Here is a 19,004-nt window from a genome sequence, read left to right as displayed (position 1 = left end):
CAACGGGAACCTCGGGGGCGCTGGCAGATGAGCGAGTGGACGATCGGGGCGGTTCTCGACGCGATTGCCCAAGCGGTGCCCGCGCGGGTGATGACGGTCTGCGGCGCACGCCGCAGCACCTTCGGTGAGTCGGCGGATCGCACCCGCCGCCTCGCCAACTATCTGGCCGCACACGGGCTCGGCGCACACCGCGAACGCGACGAACTGCAGAACTGGGAGTGCGGACAAGACCGCGTCGCGCTGCTCATGCACAACGATCTGTACCCGGACATGGTGATCGGATGCCTGAAGGCCCGGACCGTCCCGGTGAACATCAATTACAACTACACACCGCGCGAGGTCGCCGAACTCCTCGACTACCTGCGTCCACGGGCGGTGATCTACCACCGGTCGTTCGGCCCGAAGTTCGCCGACGTGCTGCCGCCCGCTTCGGCAGACCTGATGATCTCGATCGATGACGACACGTCCGTACGGCAACTCGCCGGTGCCATCACTCTCGATGACGTTCTGGCGCAGGGTGACACCGATGTCGAGATCGCCGCCTCGCCCGACGACGTGATGATGGTGTGCACCGGCGGGACAACCGGCAGGCCCAAGGGCGTGATGTGGCGCCAGAGCGACACCTACGTCATCTCGATGAACGGGGCCGACCACGAGTCGGTCGACGAGATCCACGTCAAGGTCGCGCACGGCGGTCAGGCCTGGTTCGCGGTCTCTCCGCTGATGCACGCGGCGGGGATGTGGACGGCGTTCGCCGCCCTGCTCAACGGCCTGCCCGTGATCCTCTACGACCGAACGCGATTCGATGCGCGGGCAGTGCTGGAAACCGCCCAGCGGGAGAAGGTCGGGCTGATGACGATGGTCGGCGACGCCTACGCGGCGCCGTTGATCGAGGAGCTGCGACGCGGCTCGTATGACCTGTCGTCCCTGTTTGCGATCGGGACCGGTGGGGCGGCCACCAATCCGAAACATCAACGCGCCCTGCTGGAGTTGCTGCCTCAGATCACCCTCATCAACGGATACGGGTCCTCCGAGACCGGCAACGTCGGATTCGGCCGCAGCCAGCGCGGCGAGCAGAAGGAGACCTTCGAGTTGCGCGAGGGCGCGCTTGTGCTCTCCGAGGACTACCGGCGCTTCCTCGAGCCCGGCGAGGACGAGATCGGATATGTCGCGCGCGGCGGCCGAATTCCGCTCGGCTACTTCGACGACGAGGCGGCGACACGCCGGACCTTCCCGGTGGTCGACGGTCAGCGCGTGGTGATCTCGGGTGATCGCGGATCGTTGGCCGCCGACGGCACGCTGCGATTGTTCGGACGCGATTCGTTGGTCGTCAACACGGGAGGCGAGAAGGTGTTCGTCGAGGAGGTCGAAGAGGTGCTGCGCGCACATCCGGCGATATCCGACGCCCTGGTGGTGGGGCGGCCGAGCGAGCGGTGGGGTGAGGAGATCGTGGCGCTCGTTTCGCTGCGCGACGGCGCCGAAGCCGCCCACGAGCCGTTGCACGCGCACTGCACGTCGAGCCTGGCCCGGTTCAAGGCGCCCAAAGAGTTCATCTTCGTCGAACAGGTGCGTCGGCTCGGAAACGGCAAACCGGACTACCGCTGGGCCAAAGCCACTGCGACGCAACAGGTGAACGCATGAGCGCCCGCGCCATTGACTGTCTGGTCAACGTCCACTTCGGCGAGACCGAACAGCAGCCGACATGGATGCTCAAGGTCCGCGACGACTACTTCAAGGGCCCACAGTCGATGTTCGCGCCCGTCGACCTTGGTGAGTTACTCGAGGAGATGGACGAGCAAGGGGTCCAGAAGGCGATCCTGATGGACAGCATCGCCAAACCCTCGACCACGGCGCGCAAGTTCGTCGATGCCAGACCCGACAGGTTCGCGCTGGCGATCGGCGGGGTCGACCTGCTGCGGCCGATCCCGTCGCTGCGCGAGTTGGCGGCCGTCGTAAACGACCTGCCGGTGGCGTACGCGGCAGTGGGACCGAGCTTTTGGGGCGACGGACAATACCCGCCCAGCGACGCCGTGTACTACCCCCTCTACACCAAGTGCGCCGAACTCGGGCTGCCGCTGTGCGTCAACACCGGAATCCCCGGCCCGCCGATCCCCGGCGAGGTGCAGAACCCGATCCACCTCGACCGCGTCTGCGTGCGGTTCCCGGAACTGAAGCTGTGCATGATCCACGGCGCCGATCCGTGGTGGGACGTCGCGATCCGCCTGCTGATCAAATACCAAAACCTCCGCCTGATGACGTCGGCGTGGTCGCCGAGGCGGCTACCCGACAGCCTGCTTCACTACATGCGCACCCGCGGACCGAACAAGGTGATCTACGCGTCGGACTGGCCGGTGCTCAAGATGCGTCGGGTCGTGCCCGAGGCGCTCGCTCTTGACCTGCCGGCCGAGGTGCTGGACAACTACTTGTACAACAACGCGCAGGAGTTCTTCTTCGGCGCCGACGAGGAGCAGTGATGGACCGTTACGAACTGCGCAGGCTCGACTACAGCCTGTCGGATGATCACCAGGCGTTGCAGGCGGCGTACAAGGACTTCTTCAAGACTCACTGTTCGATCGAGACCGTCCGCGCCGCAGAGGCATCCGGCTTCGACAAGAGCCTCTGGGAGCGGCTGTGCACGATGGGCGCGACCACGATGGCCCTGCCCGAGGACGTGGGCGGCGACGGTGCCACGCTGGTCGATCTGACCTTGGTGGCCGAGGAGATCGGCCGCTCGCTGGCGCCCGTGCCGTGGATCGACCACGTGAGCGCGGCGCGCCTGCTCGGCCGACTCGGCGCGGCCGACCCCGACATCGTGAGCGGTACGCAGATCGTCGGACTGGACCCGCAGCAGGACAGCCCATCCGGTGTGCGCCTGCTGCCGAGCGGATCGGTTGCCGACCACATCGTGCTGCGCGACGGAGACGACGTCGTCAAGCTGACGTTCGCCACCCGGCCCACCAAGGTCGACAACATCGGCCGACTGCCCATGGCGTGGATCGACCCGGCCGCCGCGGACACCCGCACCGTCCTGGCCAGCGGGACCGATGCGCTCGCGGAGTATCAACGGGCACTGGATGAATGGCGGGTGCTGACCGGCGCGGCGCTCGTCGGTCTGGTCGAGGAGACGATGACGATCGCCGCGGAGTTCGCCAAGACCCGCTACACGCTCGGAGTGCCCATCTCGACGCTTCAGGCCATCTCGCATCCACTGGCCAACATCGCGATCACCGTGCAGGGCGGGCGCAACCTGGCGCGCCGCGCCGCGTGGTTCCTCGACAACGAACCCGACGAGCGGCGTGAATTGGCGCCGTCGGCGTTCGTATTCATGGCCGAAGAGGCGTCCAAGGCCGCCACCATGGCGGTGCAGGTTCAAGGCGGGCTCGGGGTCTCGGCGGAGGCCGCCGCCAGTGCCTACCTGCTGCGTGCCCGTGGATGGGCGCTCGCCGGGGGAGACCCGGCCGCCAGCGCCAAGTACATCGCAGGCATCGTCGCGGCTCGCGAAGGCGGAGAGGGCAAGTAATGGATTTCTCACGGGTCGAACTCTCCGAAGAGGACCAGGAGTTCCTCCAGGAGTCACGCGCCTTCCTGCGCGAGATCGTCACCGAGGACGTCATCCGGCGCGACCGTGAGACCGGCGACAACTTCGACGAGGGCGTGCATCTGGCACTGGGCAAAGCCGGATACCTTGCCCGCGAATGGAAGCCGGAGTCCGAGGGCGGGTTCAACCGGATTCGGCGGCGCATCTGGGAGTTGGAGAAGCGCCGTGCCCACGTGCCATGGGTGACGTTCGGCACCACAGCCATGATCGCCCGGTCGGTCGACAAGTTCGGCTCACCCGAACTCAAGGCCGAGGTGATGCCGCGGGTATACACGGGCGAGGTCCGGCTCTGCCTCGGCTACACCGAACCCGAGGGCGGATCCGACGTGGCCACGTGCAAGACCAGGGCGGTGCGGGAGGCGGATGGATCGAGCTGGGTTATCAATGGTTCCAAGATGTTCACCACCGGCGCGCACAACTGCCAGTACGTCTTCCTGATCACCAACACCGATCCCGACGCGCCGAAACACAAGAGCCTCACCATGTTTCTGGTTCCGCTCGACTCGCCGGGCATCGAGATCCAGGGCATCCGCACCGTCGATGGCGACCGGACGAACATCGTCTACTACAGCGACGTGCGCGTCGACGACAAGTACCGCCTCGGCGAGGTCAACGACGGCTGGACGGTGGTGCGCGAACCGCTCAACGCCGAGCACGGCGCGGTCGAGGCGGCCGCCGACGGCCTGCAGGATGTCTCGATCATGATGCACCAGGCCAACACGATGGCCGCCGCGGTCGACAAGGCCGCCGCGAAGATCACTGAGCCTGATCCCAACGGCCGCAGGTTGATCGACGACGGGTCGGTCGCATACCGCCTGGGCCGCAGCGTCGCCCGCATGGAGGCGGCTTTCTCGGCCACCAGCATCTTCGGCCGAGTGGCCTTGGCGCAGACGATGCGCGACATCTCACCGGATCTGATGGACATGCTCGGTACTGCGGCCTCGCTGCCGCTGGGCACCGACGGGGCCGCCGACGACGGTGCGGCCGAGTACGTGTACCGCTTCGCGCCGCTGGTCGGGATTTACGGCGGCACGCTGGAGGTGTTCCGCAACATGATCGCCCAGTACGTGCTCGGCCTCGGCAAGCCCGCATACGCCCCGCCGGCCAAGAAAGCCTCCTAACCTTGTTTCCGCGAGCGTCCGTGTTTGCACACGACACGCCGCGAAAATATGACAATTTTCGGTCGCTCGCGAGATAGAGAAAATGACAGAGACAGCCCCGACAGCAACAACACCTCGAGCCCGCCGCGCGCTGGTGATGGGCCCGAGCGGTTTCGTCGGTTCACATGTCACGCGCAAACTCGCCGAACGCGGCGACGACGTGCGCGTGTATCTGCGTCAGACGAGCTCGACGGTGGCGATCGACGACCTCGACGTCGAACGCTGTTACGGCGATCTCTACGACGAGGAAGCGCTTCGCGCGGCGATGGCCGACCGTGACGTCGCCTACTACTGCGTCGTCGACACCAGGTTCCACCTGCGAGACCCCGCGCCGTTGTTCGAGACGAACGTCAACTGCCTGCGCCGCGTCCTCGACATTGCCGCGAAGGCCGGCCTGCACCGCTTCGTCTTCTGCAGCACCATCGGCACGATCGCACTCGGTGACGGGAGCCGTCCGGTGACCGAGGACATGCCCTTCGATTGGGGAGACAAGGGCGGCGCGTATATCGAGTCGCGCCGCCAGGCCGAGGACCTGGTCCTGTCCTACGCCCGCGACCGTGGCCTACCCGCCGTGGTGATGAACGTGTCCAACCCGTACGGGCCCCGCGACTGGCAACCGCACCAAGGCCTGATGGTGCAGTACGCGGCGTTCGGCAAGATTCCCGCCTACATCAAAGGCGTGTCGACCGAGGTCGTCGGTATCGAAGACGTCGCGGAGGCGTTCCTGCTCGCCGGCGAACGCGGCGTGGTTGGCGAGCGCTACATCATCTCCGAGAGCTACATGCCGATGCGCGACATGCTCACGACGGCGGCCAGGGCGGTCGGGGCCAAGGGGCCGCGACTCGGAGTCCCGCTTCCCGCGGTCTACGCGGCGGTGCGGGTCGCAGGGGCGCTGGCCCGACTGTTGCGGCGAGAATTCCCGATCAACACAACCGGAATTCGCCTCTTGCACATCATGGCGCCTGCAGACCACAGTAAGGCGACCCGAGAACTCGGCTGGCAGCCGCGGCCCACCGCCGAGTCGCTCGAGCGGGCCGCGCATTTTTACGTCGAACAGGCGAAGAAGACGACCGCGAGATGACCACGAGATGACCGACGCCGACCTCGTCGAGATCGAGGCGATCAAACAACTGAAGGCCCGCTACTGCCGTCTCCTCGACACCAAGGACTGGGCGTCATGGCGGGCCCTGTTCGCCGACGACTTCCTCAGCGACACTTCCCCTGCCGGTGGGAAGGTGATCCAGGGCGCCGACGACTTCGTCGCGTTCACCCGGAAGAGCCTGCGCAGTCAGGCCACCGTCCATCAGGTGCACGCCCCTGAGATCGAGCTGACCTCACCGACGACGGCACGCGGCGTATGGGCTCTCGAAGACGTCGTGCGCTTCGGGCCCGGCGTCAACCTGCGCGGCTACGGCCACTATCACGAGACCTACGAGAAGATCGACGGGCGGTGGCGCTTCACCAGTTCGACGTTGACACGCCTGCGCGAAGACGTCTTCAACGGCATTGTGGCCGTGTACATCTCCCCCCGCGTACGCAAGCTCATCATGGCGGCCTCCCGCCGCGCGATGAAGTGAGCCGCCCGCGGTCAGGACCGGATGAACTCCAGCAGGTCGGGGTTGATGACGTCGTGGTGGGTGACGAACGCGCCGTGCGGAAAGCCGGGGTAGGTCTTCAAGGTTCCGTTCGGCAGTAGCTTCGCCGACAGCGGACCGGAGTTCTCGTACGGCACGATCTGATCGTCGTCGCCGTGCATCACCAGGACCGGAATGGTGATCTTCTTCAGGTCCTCGGTGAAGTCGGTCTGCGAGAAGGCGACGATGCCGTCGTAGTGCGCCTTGGCGCCGCCCATCATGCCTTGGCGCCACCAGTTCTCGATGATCGCCTCCGACGGTTCTACGCCCGGGCGGTTGAACCCGTAGAACGGGCCGGCGGCCAGAGAGCGATAGAACTCCGAGCGGTTCGCCGCCAACTGTGCCTGCAGATCGTCGAACGCGTCCCTGGGCAGGCCGCCGGGGTTGGCGTCCGTCTTCACCATCAGCGGCGGTACGGAACTGATCAGCACCGCCTCGGCCGCCCGCGACTGCCCGTGCCGGGCCAGGTAATGTGCCACCTCGCCACCGCCGGTGGAGTGGCCGATGTGCACCGCGTCGTGCAGATCGAGGTGCTCGACGACGGCCGCAAGATCGTCGGCGTAGTGGTCCATGTCGTGCCCATCGGCGACCTGCGCCGAACGGCCATGCCCGCGGCGGTCGTGGGCGATCACGCGGTATCCGTGCAGCAAGAAGAACACCATCTGCGTGTCCCAGTCGTCGGCCGACAGCGGCCAACCGTGGCTGAACACGATCGGCTGACCCGAGCCCCAGTCCTTGAAGAAGATCTCGACGCCGTCGTTCGTGGTGATCGTGGGCATGGTGGCTCCTTCCGGGAACATCCGGTTATGCGCACTCTGCCACGCCATGCCCTCCCGCGCGAGCGTCCGAGTCTGCACAAGACACACCGGTAACGAGCGACACTGCACGCACGCTCACCCCGCGGTGAGTGTGCGCATCCTGCGGTCAGGCGTTCGACAGCGCGGGCGGTCTGACCGCGTCCGGGTCCGGGTTGGCGATCGGCAGGCCCATGAACCGGCGTGCGTTGTCGCCCATGAAGTCATAGGTGCGGCGCACGTCCATTCCTTCGGCGTACTTCCAGAACCCTTTCGGTTCGGCGAGGCCCTCGGGGTGCGGGTAATCCGAGCCGAACAGCACCCGGTCCCAGCCGACGGTCTCCACGACGTCGGACACGCAGCCCTCCCAGAACGGGCTCACCCAGATGTTGCGCCGGAACACGTCGTGCGGATGCTCACCGAAGTTCTGCGGCATCTTCTTGTACAGGTCGCCGAAGTCCTTGAACAGCGGCTCGATCCACGAGCTGCCGTTCTCGACGCTGGCGATCCGCAGTTTCGGGAAACGGGTCAGCGTGCCGTGGCAGATCAGGGCCGTGATCATGTCGGCGATCTCACGATGTCCCAGCACCATCCACCGAAACGCACTCTGCGCCATGAAGTTCTGGGTATAGGGCGGTTCCCACTGCCCGACGTAGTCGTCGAGCGGCGGATAGCTGGCGTGCAACACGATCGGCAATCCGGCCGCCTCGACGTCGCGCCAGAACGGGTCGAACTCGGGGAGCGCCGGTGAGCGCCAACCGTGCAGTCCCCGAACCGGTCCCGGTTTGATCAGCGCGACCTTGGCGCCGTTGGCGAGGATGTATTCCAGTTCGCGTTGCGCGCCGTCGACTTCGGAGAGGTTGATGATCGGCGTGGAGAAGATCCGGTCGTTGTAGTTGAAGGTCCAGTGCTCGGCCATCCACTGGTTGAGCGCATGGATGACCGCGAGGCTGAGTTGGGGGTCGTCGGCGGTGGCGTGTTCGATAAGGCTGGCCAGCGTCGGGTAGTTCAGCGCCTCGACGACACCTTGGCGGTCGAGTTCGGCAATGCGATCGACCGGGTTGCGGGTGGCCGCGGGCGCTTGGATCGCCGGTCCTTGCATCTCACGCAGCGTCAATCCGTCGGTGTTCTCGCCGGCGAAGAACTTCTCGTGAGCGCCGGGCGCCGCCACCCGCTCGAACGTCGGGTTGGGGATGAAGTCGTTGACGCGGTTGTTGATGACGATCCGTGTCTGCCGACCGATCTGCGCGAATTGTACTGCCCGCGAGTATTTATCGGGCAGATACTTGGTAAGCGCGTCGGCCGTCTCGTACATGTGCTGGTCGGCGTCGAAGATCGGCGCACCGGTGAACTGGGTCATGGTCACCTCGTCAGGATCGTCGCGGCGGCGGTTCCGGGTGCGCCGTAAAGCTGCGCGAAGCCGACCTTCGGCTCGCCGGGCACCTGGCGGTCGCCGGCTTCGCCGCGCAATTGGCGGACCAACTCGTGGATCTGGCGCAGGCCCGACGCGCCGATCGGCTCACCGTTGGCGATCAACCCACCGTCGGTGTTGATCGGCAGCGACCCGGTTATCTCGGTGGTCCCGTCGGCCAGCAGCTTCTCCTGGTCACCGTCGGTGCAGAAGCCACATTCGGCCATGTGGATGATCTCGGCGCCGGCGTCGGTGTCCTGCAACTGGATGACGTCGACGTCCTGCGGTGCCACACCGGCCTTTTCAAACGCGGCCTTCGCGGCGTACACGGTTGGTGCGACGTCCTCCTCGACGGGCGCGAACGTCGTGTTCACCTCGTAGGCACCGTACTTGCGCGTGCGGACCTCGACCGCGCGCAGATACACCGGTTTGGTGGTGTAGCGCTCGGCGATGTCGGCACGACACATCACGACGGCCGCCGCTCCTTCGTCGGGTGCGCAGAACATGTACTGGGTGAGCGGATAGTTCAGCATCGTCGAGTTGAGGATCTGGTCTTCGGGAATGGGCTTGCGGCGAAACGCGTTGGGGTTCAGCGCGCCGTTGCGGAAGTTCTTGGCTGCCACCTTGGCCAGCGTCTGCTGGGAGATACCGTGCTCGTGCAGGTAGCGGTTGGCCTTCATCCCGAAGAACTGGGTGGTGAGGTACTGGCCGTTCTCGGCGTACCAGCGCGGCATCCCGACCAGGGCGGGGTCTTCGGTGAACGCACCGCGCGGGTGTTTGTCCAGCCCGATCGCGATGCCGATGTCGTAGTCGCCCAACCGGATTCCGTCGGCGCACGCCTTAGCGGCGCTGGCCGCGGTGGCGCAGGCGTTGAACACGTTGGTGAAAGGGATCCCCGACAACCCGACCATGCCGACGATCGCGTCGGGGTTGGCGACGGTCCAGCTACCCCCGGTTGCGAACTGCACGTCCTTCCACTCGACACCGGCGTCGGCGACGGCGGCGAAGATCGCGTCGACACCCATCTCCATCGCGGACTTGCCTTCGAAACGCCCGAAGGGATGCAGTCCGACACCGATGATGGCCACGTCGTGCATGCCTGATCCTCTCTGGTCATCGCCGATCCGACGTGTAACTGTAACTCTTACAGTATCGTAGTCGGCGTGGCGCCGGTCATCGAGAACAAGCCGACCTTCTGCCGGATCTGCGAGCCGTTGTGCGGAATGATCGCGACGGTCGAGGACGGTCGCCTGGTGGCGCTGCGGCCGGACAAGGAGCACCCGCTGTCGGCCGGCTTCGCATGCCAGAAGGGCATTGCGTTCACCGAGGTCGTCAACGATCCGGATCGGGTTACGCGGCCGCTGCGCCGCGGGTCGTCCGGCTTCGAAGAGGTGACGTGGGACGAGGCGATGGCCGACATCGCGGACCGCCTGTCGGGAATCCTGCGTCGCCACGGCTCCGGCGCGGTGGGTTGGTACATGGGCAATCCCGGGGCCTTCAGCTACGCCCACACCTTCGCGGCGCTGTTGTTCATGAAGGGTCTCGGCCGCCACGGCCATTACTTCACCGCGTCGTCGCAGGACACCAACAGCAGGCTCATCGCGAGCCAGTTGCTCTACGGGGTTCCGACGTCGGTGCCGATTCCGGATCTGACGCGAACCGAGCTCCTGGTGATGATGGGCGCGAATCCGGTTGTGTCACACGGCAGCTTCCTGACGGCGCCGCGAATCAAAGACCGCATGCACGACATCGTCAAGCGTGGTGGGCGCGTGGTGATCGTCGACCCGCGGCGCAGCGAGACCGCCGTGGCGTTCGAATGGCTCGGTATCGCCCCGGACACCGACTCGCTGCTGTTGCTGTCGCTGTTGCAGGTGATGTTCGCCGACGAGATGGTCGATGTCGCAGCCGTGAGACGGAAGGCCGACGGCGTGGACTGGCTTCGGGCGCTGTGCCGGCCCTTCGCCCCGGAGTCGACGTCGGCGCGGACAGGGATCGATGCGGACAGCGTGCGGGCGTTGGCGCGCGACCTGGTGACCACACCGCGCGCGGCCGTGTACGGCAGGCTCGGCACCTGTGTCGGCAGCCACGGCACGCTGACCACGTACCTGATCGACGCGGTGAACCTGGTGGCGGGCAATCTCGACGTACCGGGCGGTTCGGTGTTCAGCTCCATGCACTCCGTCGGGCAGAAGTGGCAAAACGTCGCGATGGGCGCCGTCATGCGGCGGTCCTACCGGCGCAAGCGCTCGCGAATCAGCGGGATTCCGAGCGCGATCGGCTCGGAGCCTGCCGCGTTGATGGCCAAGGAGATCACGACGCCGGGCGATCGCCGGATCCGGGCGATGTTCGTCTCGGCGGGCAATCCCGTGTTGTCGGTGCCCAACGGTGAGGAAATCGAGAACGCGTTCGGCGAACTGGAGTTGTCTGTCGCGCTCGACTTCTACGTCACCGAGACGAGCGCGCAGTGCGACTACATCCTGCCGGTCACGACGATGTACGAGCGCGACGACTTCCCGTACACGTTCCAAGGGTTTCAGGCCACGCCGTTCCGCCAAGCGACCGAGGCCGTGCTGGCCCCGGTGGGGGAGGCGCGCGGAGAGTGGGACATCGTGGAGGAGCTGGCCCGGCGGCTGGCCCGTCGAGTGCCTGCGTTTGCGGTGTTCTCGGGTGTGCGAAACGTCGCGCGGCTGTTGGGATCCGAGGCATCGCCGCGCGCCGTGATCGACGCCCTGGTTCGGATGTCGGAGGGTGGCGACCGGTTCGGGCTGCGCCGCGGCGGGCTGACACTGAGACGGCTGACCGAGCAGTATCCGCACGGCGTCGTGGTCGCACCGCGCATCCGCACGGGTGTGCTGCGCGACGCGGTCGGCTACCTGTCGCGCCGGGTTCGGTTGGCCCATCAGGGGATTGCCGCCGAGGTCGACAAGTTGTCGCGACGCGCCATGCCCGACGGCTACCCGCTGCGGATGATCGGGTTGCGCGAGCCGCGCTCGGAGAATTCGTGGATGCACAACTCGCCGCTGCTGATGCGGGGTGATCGTCGCCAGCATGCGCTGATGCATGTCGACGACGCGGCCGAGCAGTCCATCGTCGACGGTGACGAGGTGCGGATCGCGTCACCCTACGGCGCCATCACCGTGCCGGTGCTGACGACGAAGGATCTCGTGCCTGGCGTCGTCGCGGTGCCACATGGATGGGGGCACAAGGGCACCGGGAGTTGGCGGCTGGCCAACCGCGCCGGCGGCGCGAATGTCAACCAGCTGACGTCCAGCGACCCCGCCGATGTGGAGTCGCTCTCGGGCATGGCTTGGCTGACCGGGGTGCCGATACGGGTCGAGCGCGTTCCGTAACCCCGCGAGCGTGCATGTCTGATGCCGACACGCCGCACATCCCCGCCGCTTCGCGCACGCACACCGGACGCTCAACGTGCGCAAAATGCTGTTGTGGCACGGTGTTTCGTGTGCAGACACGCACGCTCGCGCAAACAGGGAAGGTCAGGCGATGGCGCCCTTTTCCTTCAGCGCCTCGATGCGGTCCCAGTCCATGCCGATGTCCATGAGCACCAGCTCGGTGTGCTCGCTGGCCTGCGGTGCGCGCGTCGTCTCCAGCGGCTCGTGATTGAACTGCACCGGGCCGCGGACGACCTTGAACGGCTCACCGCCGTCGGCCGCCTCGACCTCGACGACCATGTCGTTGGCCAGCGCCTGCTCGTCGGTGGCCAGATCGAGGAAGCTCTGGAACGGCGCCCACTGGCCTTTCATCGTCTTCAGCCGTTGGCGCCAGTACTCGAACGGCTTGCTGCGAATCTTCTCTCGAATCAATTCGACTGCGGCTGCGGCGTTCTCGATCAAGGGCATCACGTCGCTGAAACGGGGGTCGTCGGCGAGCTCCGGCAGTTCCAGATGTTCGAACGCGTCGCGGATGTATCCCGTCGGGCTGACGATGCACAAGTTGATCGTGCCGTCGTCGGAGGTCAGGTAGTTGGCCATGAACGGGTTCACGCTCGGGCCCGCGGCATCTGGCATCAGCGAGCGCATGGTCTCGCCGGTCTCCATGCCCTGTGTCATGCTGGCACCGCCGGCCCACCACGCCGTGCTCAGCAGCGAAACGTCGAGCTCGACCGCCTCGCCGGTGCGCATCCGGTGAAACAGTGCGGCCGAGATCCCGCCTGCGATGTTCATTCCGCCGATCGAGTCGCCGAACGCCGGAATGCCCTGCGACAGTGCGCCGCCGATTTCCTCGGGGGTCAAGGCGTGCCCGACCCCGCTGCGCGTCCAGAACGCGGTGCCGTCGAAACCTCCGGTATCGCGCTCGGGTCCCTTGTCGCCGTATGCGCTTCCGCGTGCGTAGATGATGTCGGGGTTCGCGGCGCGGATGTGTTCTACGTCGAACTTGTTCTTCTGCCGTTGCGCGGGAAGGTAATTGGTGAGGAAGACATCGGACGTCTTGGCGATCTCGTAGAGCACCTCCTGACCCTCGGGCGTCGACACGTCGATGCCCACGCTGCGCTTACCGCGGTTGGGGTGTTCGATCAGCGGATGGCGGTTGGGGTCGAGTTGGAATCCGCCCATGTTGATGAAGCCGCGTTGGGTGTCACCGCGCACCGGGTGCTCCACCTTGATGACGTCGGCGCCCCAATCGGCGAGGATCGCCCCCGCTGCGGGGACGAACGTGAACTGTGCGACTTCGAGGACGCGCACGCCCTCCATGACCTTGACCAAATCGGCTCCTAGTACGTGGGTCTCCGGCTGTTGTATAAACCTACTGTAAGCGTTACAGTTAGTCGTCCCGCAAAGTGATTGTACGAGGTAGCTGGGTGAGCTCCGCGAAAGATTCGGTAGAACGGCTCGAGACCAGCATCGATGTCGGCGAGCGCGCCGCGGGACGCGCCGAGTTGCGGATGCTCATCGATGGGCGGCTCGTCTCATCGGCGTCTGGTGCGCAGTTCGACAACATGAGCCCGGCCACCGGCCGACTGTTGGGCAGCACGGCCGCCGCCGAAGCCGAAGACATGGACCGCGCGATTGCGGCCGCCCGCCGTGCGTTTGACGAGACCGACTGGGCCACCAATCGACACCTGCGCGTGCGCTGCCTGGACCAGCTGCAGTTCGCGATCGAAGCCGAGCAGGAGGAGCTGCGTGAAGAACTGATCGCCGAGGTCGGTGCTCCGGTGATGACAACCCAATCCGCACAATTGGATTGGCCGCTGGCCGACGGCCTGCGGTACCCCGCGCGGCTGATGCTCGACTTCCCATGGGAGCGCACGCTCGACGGAGGCGGGTTGTTCGGGGAGCGCAACGTACGAACGGTGCTCAAGGAACCGGTCGGCGTCGTCGCCGCGATCACCCCGTCCAACTTCCCGATCGAGGTCATCCTCAACAAGCTCGGACCCGCGCTCGCCACCGGAAACACCATGGTGCTCAAGCCGGATCCGAACACACCGTGGAACGCCACTCGGCTCGGCCGTCTCATCGCCGAGCACACCGACATCCCGCCCGGTGTCGTCAACGTGGTGCCCACGCCGTCCAACGACGTCGCCGGGCTACTCGGCACCGACCCCCGCGTCGACATGATCTCGTTCACCGGCTCGACCGGGGTCGGCAAGCTCTTGATGCGACAGGGCGCCGACACCATGAAGCGAATGTTCCTGGAGCTCGGCGGCAAGTCGGTGTCGATCGTGCTCGACGACGCCCCGTCCGCGGCGATCGTCGGGTCGGCGGTCGGCGTGTGCGTCCATGCGGGACAGGCATGTGCGGCCACGACGCGCATGCTGGTGCACCGGTCGCGCTACGACGAGGCCGTCGCCACGATCACCGCCGCCTATCAGGCTGTGCCGGTGGGGGATCCGGTCAACCCCGACACACTGGTGGGGCCGGTCATCAGCGCCGCGCAGAAGAAGCGTGTCCTCGACGCGATCGAGCAGGCCCGCGCGGACGGCGCTGAGATGCCCGCGGGCGGCGGGCCCGTCGCGGATCTCCCCGACCATCTGGCGGACGGCCATTACGTGGCGCCGACGGTGATCGTCGGCGTCGGCAACGATGCGGCGATCGCGCAGCAGGAAGTTTTCGGCCCGGTGCTGGTGGTGCTGCCGTTCGATGACGACGACGAGGCGGTGCGGATCGCCAACGACAGCGCATACGGGTTGGCGGGCGCGGTTTCGTCGCGCTCACTGGAACGCGGGATGGCGATCGCCCGTCGCATCCGCACCGGTTCGTTCGGCGTGAACGGAGGCATGTTCTACGGCGCCGATGCGCCATTCGGCGGGTTCAAGAGCAGCGGTGTCGGAAGACAGTGCGGCGTCGAAGGTTTCGAGCAGTACCTGGAGTCCAAGACGGTCGCATACCGCGCGCCGAAGAACGGCGCTACGCCGCCGCGATGATCGCCTCGGCGTGGTCGAGGATGCTGTCGAGGATGTAGCCGAAGTCGACGTCGTCGGCGAACCCGATGTAGCGGCCGCCGTCGGCGCGCTGGGCGGGGAAGCCTTCGGTTCGTTCCTGGAGGCGCTCGAGAACCACCGAACCCCGGATGTGCACCGAGATTGCGCCATACGTCTCGGCGGCCTGGTCGACCGTGAGCCCCGCTTCGACCAGCGCTCCGATCGGCTGCCCCAGTTTCTGAAGCGCACCGTGCATCGCACGGTGTCCGAACTGCCCGCGGATCAGCACCAGATCGCAGAGGATGGGGTCCGCACGGAACCGCTTACGCATGGTCAAGGCGTGGTCGCGCAACGACTCTCGCCAATTCGACGCCGAGATGGTCGGCACCGTGAACTCGAACCGCTCCAGCGCCCGGTCGGTCATCGCGTCGAGCAGATCGTCCTTGCGGCGGAAGTACCAGTAGATGCTGGTGACGCCGACGCCGAGGTGTTTGGCGAGTTGCGGCATGCTCAGGTTCTCGATCGACACCGCCTGTGCGACCTGCAGTGCGCCCTCGAGGATCTCATCGGCACTGATCGAGCCGCGGTCACGGCGCTGGCGGGTACGGTCGCTCGCGGCTTTGGCCATGGATCAGCCGGCCGGATCGAACGTCACGGGCAACGCCGTGGGTGAGCGGAAGGGTTGGCCGGCGATGTGGGGGTTGTCGTCGGTGACGAGTTCGATGTTGGTCAGCCGGTCCAGTAGGGTTTCCATCGCGACCCGGGTCTCCATGCGCGCTAGATGCAGTCCCATACAGGTGTGCTCGCCCGCCGCGAAGGAGATGTGCGGTGTCCGCTTGCGGAAGATGTCGAACTCCTCGGAGCGTTCCCACCGGTTTTCGTCGCGGTTGGCCGATCCGATGCATACGTCGATCACCGAACCCTCGGGGATGGTGACACCGCCGAGTTCGGTTTCCTCGGTCGCGTAGCGCTGCACGGTGGTCAACGGCGTCTCGAACCGCAGCCCTTCTTCGATGGCCGGCGAGATGAGTTCCCGGTCAGCCCGTACTGCTGCGAACTGCTCAGGGTGGGTGAGCAACAGGTACAGCAGGTTTCCCGACGACCGGTATGTGGTTTCCAGGCCCGCGGGGAGCAGGAGCCGCAGGAACGAGTAGATGGACTCGTCGCTGAGCTTCTCGCCGTCGATCTCGGCGGTGACCAGATCGCCGATGATGTCCTCGGTCGGCTTGGACCTGCGCTTGTCGATCTGCGCCAGGAAGTAGTCCTTCAGCGCGGCGGACGCCTCGAATGCGCGCTTGTACCGGACGTGGTAGCTGATCAATTCGACAGCCCGCTTGCGGAACCACGGCAGGTCCTCCTCGGGCAAGCCCAGCAGCTTGGAGATGACGCGGGTAGGGAACTCGAATGTGAATTCCCGAACCAGGTCTGCGCTCCCGTTGTCGATGAACTCGTCGATCAGCGCGGTGACCACCGGGCGCACGACCTCGGGTTCCCAGCGCGCCAACGACTTCGACTTGAACGCCGAGGACACCAGGTTGCGGTGGTCCCAGTGCTTCTTGCCCTCCATCGCCAGGATGGTCGGCCCGATGAACAGACCGATGGTGTTGTCGTAGATGTGTGAGTTGAACACCTTGCCGTCGCGGAAGACCCGGTTGACCGCGTCGAAAGACACAGCCGCATAGAGGTTTTCCGGCATCGCCTCCGGCGCCTGGGACCAGTCCATGACGCTGCCGAGAAACACGCCGCTGGTTTCCCGCCGCTTCTGCGCGAACATCGGGTAGGGGTCTCGCAGCAGGTCGAAGGTTTCGTCGACCGTGACGTCCTGCACGGGGCTATCCACGAATGATCTCCCTCGTCTGGTCCGGACACGTAACGAGCATGGGTACTGTAAAGCTTACAGTATAGGGCTACGTGACGATAGTTCCTGGCTTCACAGCCGCACGGGTGCGCCTGCGAGCATCGAGTTGGCGTCGACCTGCAGATCCTGGCCGGTTGATCCAACGCGCCTCCGTGGAGCCGAGGAACGAGATCACCGGGACGATGTCGTCGACCGAGGCGTGCCGCCCACGGTGGCCTTGCACATGTCCAAGACCTCCTTGCCCATGGTCTTCTCGAAGTCGGTGAGGATCGGCGTCTCGACCGGTCCGGGGCTGACCCTGTTGACGCGCACGCCGTAGGTGGTCCACGCCAGTCCCACGAGCCGTTTGGCGTACAGGTTCATCGCTTGCTTGGTCGTGCTGTACACCGGATAGTCCGGGTCCTGCTCGGCCTGCCAGCGCTCGACGGCCTCGGCGTCGGTGAGGTCGAGCAGTCCGGTCAGGGTCTCGATGCGCTGGTCCCGCCCGTGCGCGGCGGAAGACGGATACGGGCTCAGGCGTTCGCGCTGATCGCTTGCTCCCGGGCCCACCGATAGTCGGCCTTGCCCGCGGGGCTGCGTTCGATCACCGGGCGGAACACCACGGCCTTCGGAAGCTTGTAGCGAGCAATGGAATTCGCGGCGTGGTCAATGAGTTCTTGGGCGTCGGCGCTGGCGCCCTCGGTGAGGGCGACGACCGCGACCACCTCCTGGCCCCACCGGTCGCTGGGCCGCCCCGCCACCACGACGTCTGCCACCGCGGGATGGGACAGCAGCGCGGTCTCGACCTCTTCGGCGAAAATCTTTTCGCCGCCGGAGTTGATGGTGACCGAATCGCGTCCCAGCAGTTCGATCGCCCCGTCGGCTTGATGGCGGGCACGGTCGCCCGGAATCGAGTAACGCACACCATCGATCACCGGGAAGGTCTTGGCGGTCTTGTCCGCATCGCCCTTGTAGCCCAGCGGCACATAGCCCCGCTGCGCCAACCATCCGATGCCGTCGTGGCCGGGTTCGAGGATCGCCGTGAAGTCCTCGGACGCGACGAAGGTGTCCGGACCCGCATTGAACTGGCCGGTCGACACCGCACCGGGGGCCGACATGTGGTTCATCTGGATGCCGGTCTCCGAGGACCCCACACCGTCCATCACGATGAGGCCGGGTTTCACGTCGATGAGCCGTTGTTTGGCCGTCGGGGTGAGCAGCGCTCCGCCGTTGGCCACCACAGCGAGCGACGACAGGTCGGCCGAACTGCGCTCGATCGCGTCGGCGAGCGGCCGTGCCACCGCATCGCCGACCACCTGCACCACGAGGACTTTCTCCCGCTCGATCGTCTCCACCACCTCGTCGACGTCAAGGCTGGTGGGATTCGCGGTGAACACGATGGTCTGGCCCGTCGTCATCGCGGTCATCGCCGCCCACTGGGCGGCGCCGTGCATGAGTGGCGGCAGGGTGAGGATCTTGGTGCCCGGGCCTTCGATGACCCGCTTGGCGATGTCGTCGAGTGAGGTGATGAGCTCGCCGGTGGCCATGTTGCGGCCCCCGAACGAGGTCATGAAGATGTCGTGCTGACGCCACAGCACACCCTTCGGCATACCGGTCGTGCCGCCGGTATAGAGCACATAGAGGTCGTCGGGCGAGGGCTCGATGGGCGGCAGCACCGCGGTGCCCGCGCCGACGATCGACTCATAGTCGACGGCGCCGTCGAGCAGATCGTTGCCCGACTCGTCGGCGATCTGGATGAGCACCCGAAGGTTCGGCAGACCCGGGAGGACCTCGGCGACGCGCGGCGCGAACGTCGCGTGATACAGCAGCGCACTGGCGCCGGAATCGTTGAGCAGATACTGTAATTCGTTCTTGACGTAGCGGTAGTTGACGTTGAACGGTGCGACCCGGGCCCGCCACGAGCCGAGCATGCCTTCGATGTACTCGGGGCCGTTGTAGGCGTAGATGCCCATCAGGTCCTGGCCCACCTCATGCCCGGCCAGTTCCGAGCGCTCGACATGGCAACCGAGCCCGCGGCTGTGCAGGAACGCGGCCAGGCGGTTGGCCCGTTCGACCACTTGGGCGTAGGTGTACCGGCGATCGCCCTGGACGATGAACTCGCGATCGCCGATCACATCGGCGACGGTGTCGGCGGCGGCCGGGACGGTGAACTGTGTGGTCACAGACATCGCGC

At 66.1% G+C, this 19,004-nt stretch carries 15 protein-coding genes and 1 pseudogene; 8 read left to right on the top strand and 8 right to left on the bottom strand.

The features are described 5' to 3' along the window. Positions 1-27 precede the first annotated feature (27 nt). The 6 genes from AAHH99_RS08420 (at position 28) to AAHH99_RS08395 (ending at position 6,335) form a co-directional block, all read left to right on the top strand. Positions 28-1,641 carry an acyl-CoA synthetase gene (locus tag AAHH99_RS08420; protein WP_418768245.1) on the top strand — a complete coding sequence of 538 codons (1,614 nt, stop codon included), beginning with the start codon at positions 28-30 and terminating at the stop codon, positions 1,639-1,641. Further along, positions 1,638-2,474, top strand: a complete 837-nt coding sequence (locus AAHH99_RS08415; RefSeq protein WP_418768244.1) for an amidohydrolase family protein — start codon at positions 1,638-1,640, stop codon at positions 2,472-2,474. The genes AAHH99_RS08420 and AAHH99_RS08415 overlap by 4 nt, the downstream gene beginning before the upstream one ends. Beyond that, positions 2,474-3,520, top strand: a complete 1,047-nt coding sequence (locus AAHH99_RS08410) for an acyl-CoA dehydrogenase family protein (RefSeq protein WP_418768243.1) — start codon at positions 2,474-2,476, stop codon at positions 3,518-3,520. Before AAHH99_RS08415 ends, AAHH99_RS08410 begins: the two co-directional genes overlap by 1 nt. Continuing rightward, positions 3,520-4,719: an acyl-CoA dehydrogenase family protein gene (locus AAHH99_RS08405; RefSeq protein ID WP_418768242.1), complete on the top strand. Its 1,200-nt coding sequence runs from the start codon at positions 3,520-3,522 to the stop codon at positions 4,717-4,719. The genes AAHH99_RS08410 and AAHH99_RS08405 overlap by 1 nt, the downstream gene beginning before the upstream one ends. 82 nt (positions 4,720-4,801) lie before the next feature. Then, positions 4,802-5,839 carry an NAD-dependent epimerase/dehydratase family protein gene (locus tag AAHH99_RS08400; RefSeq protein WP_418768241.1) on the top strand — a complete coding sequence of 346 codons (1,038 nt, stop codon included), beginning with the start codon at positions 4,802-4,804 and terminating at the stop codon, positions 5,837-5,839. Positions 5,840-5,846: 7 nt separating this feature from the next. After that, positions 5,847-6,335 carry a nuclear transport factor 2 family protein gene (locus AAHH99_RS08395; protein ID WP_418768240.1) on the top strand — a complete coding sequence of 163 codons (489 nt, stop codon included), beginning with the start codon at positions 5,847-5,849 and terminating at the stop codon, positions 6,333-6,335. Positions 6,336-6,346: 11 nt separating this feature from the next. Here AAHH99_RS08395 and AAHH99_RS08390 read toward each other — a convergent pair whose 3' ends face one another. The 3 genes from AAHH99_RS08390 to AAHH99_RS08380 all read right to left on the bottom strand — a co-directional run bounded on the left by AAHH99_RS08390 (position 6,347) and on the right by AAHH99_RS08380 (position 9,694). After that, positions 6,347-7,171, bottom strand: coding sequence for an alpha/beta fold hydrolase (locus AAHH99_RS08390; RefSeq protein WP_418768239.1), 825 nt, complete (start codon positions 7,169-7,171; stop codon positions 6,347-6,349). Positions 7,172-7,316: 145 nt separating this feature from the next. After that, positions 7,317-8,546: an amidohydrolase family protein gene (locus AAHH99_RS08385; RefSeq protein ID WP_418768238.1), complete on the bottom strand. Its 1,230-nt coding sequence runs from the start codon at positions 8,544-8,546 to the stop codon at positions 7,317-7,319. A gap of 2 nt (positions 8,547-8,548) precedes the next feature. After that, a complete protein-coding gene (locus AAHH99_RS08380) occupies positions 8,549-9,694 on the bottom strand; it encodes a thiolase family protein (protein WP_418768237.1) in 1,146 nt (381 codons plus the stop codon). 66 nt (positions 9,695-9,760) lie between these two features. Here AAHH99_RS08380 and AAHH99_RS08375 point away from each other — a divergent pair, with 66 nt between their 5' ends. Then, positions 9,761-11,947 (top strand): molybdopterin-containing oxidoreductase family protein, encoded by a 2,187-nt coding sequence (locus tag AAHH99_RS08375; RefSeq protein WP_418768236.1) that lies wholly within the window; start codon positions 9,761-9,763, stop codon positions 11,945-11,947. Between the two features lie 144 nt (positions 11,948-12,091). Here the strand turns inward: AAHH99_RS08375 and AAHH99_RS08370 are convergent, their stop codons facing one another. After that, positions 12,092-13,306, bottom strand: a complete 1,215-nt coding sequence (locus AAHH99_RS08370) for a CaiB/BaiF CoA transferase family protein (RefSeq protein ID WP_064414440.1) — start codon at positions 13,304-13,306, stop codon at positions 12,092-12,094. 191 nt (positions 13,307-13,497) lie between these two features. Here AAHH99_RS08370 and AAHH99_RS08365 point away from each other — a divergent pair, with 191 nt between their 5' ends. After that, complete coding sequence (locus tag AAHH99_RS08365) at positions 13,498-14,976, top strand: aldehyde dehydrogenase family protein (RefSeq protein WP_418769562.1); 1,479 nt, start codon at positions 13,498-13,500, stop codon at positions 14,974-14,976. On the opposite strand, the gene AAHH99_RS08360 is transcribed toward AAHH99_RS08365, so the two are convergent. The 4 genes and pseudogenes from AAHH99_RS08360 to AAHH99_RS08345 all read right to left on the bottom strand — a co-directional run bounded on the left by AAHH99_RS08360 (position 14,960) and on the right by AAHH99_RS08345 (position 18,999). Next, positions 14,960-15,601 carry a TetR/AcrR family transcriptional regulator gene (locus tag AAHH99_RS08360; RefSeq protein ID WP_418768235.1) on the bottom strand — a complete coding sequence of 214 codons (642 nt, stop codon included), beginning with the start codon at positions 15,599-15,601 and terminating at the stop codon, positions 14,960-14,962. The two genes, AAHH99_RS08365 and AAHH99_RS08360, sit on opposite strands and share 17 nt — an antisense overlap. Positions 15,602-15,604: 3 nt before the next feature. Beyond that, entirely contained in the window at positions 15,605-16,813 is a 1,209-nt protein-coding gene (locus AAHH99_RS08355) for a cytochrome P450 (RefSeq protein WP_418768234.1), read from the bottom strand. A gap of 90 nt (positions 16,814-16,903) precedes the next feature. Continuing rightward, positions 16,904-17,332 (bottom strand): annotated as a pseudogene (locus AAHH99_RS08350) (SDR family oxidoreductase); the annotation flags it as partial. Positions 17,333-17,343: 11 nt separating this feature from the next. Next, positions 17,344-18,999 carry an acyl-CoA synthetase gene (locus AAHH99_RS08345; protein WP_418768233.1) on the bottom strand — a complete coding sequence of 552 codons (1,656 nt, stop codon included), beginning with the start codon at positions 18,997-18,999 and terminating at the stop codon, positions 17,344-17,346. Positions 19,000-19,004 lie beyond the last annotated feature (5 nt).

It is taken from the genome of Mycobacterium neumannii (assembly GCF_048452905.1).
In the GTDB taxonomy this organism is placed as follows: domain Bacteria; phylum Actinomycetota; class Actinomycetes; order Mycobacteriales; family Mycobacteriaceae; genus Mycobacterium; species Mycobacterium neumannii_B.
Note: the sequence above shows the minus strand (reverse complement) of the source record. Positions and strands in the feature narration are given on the sequence as shown.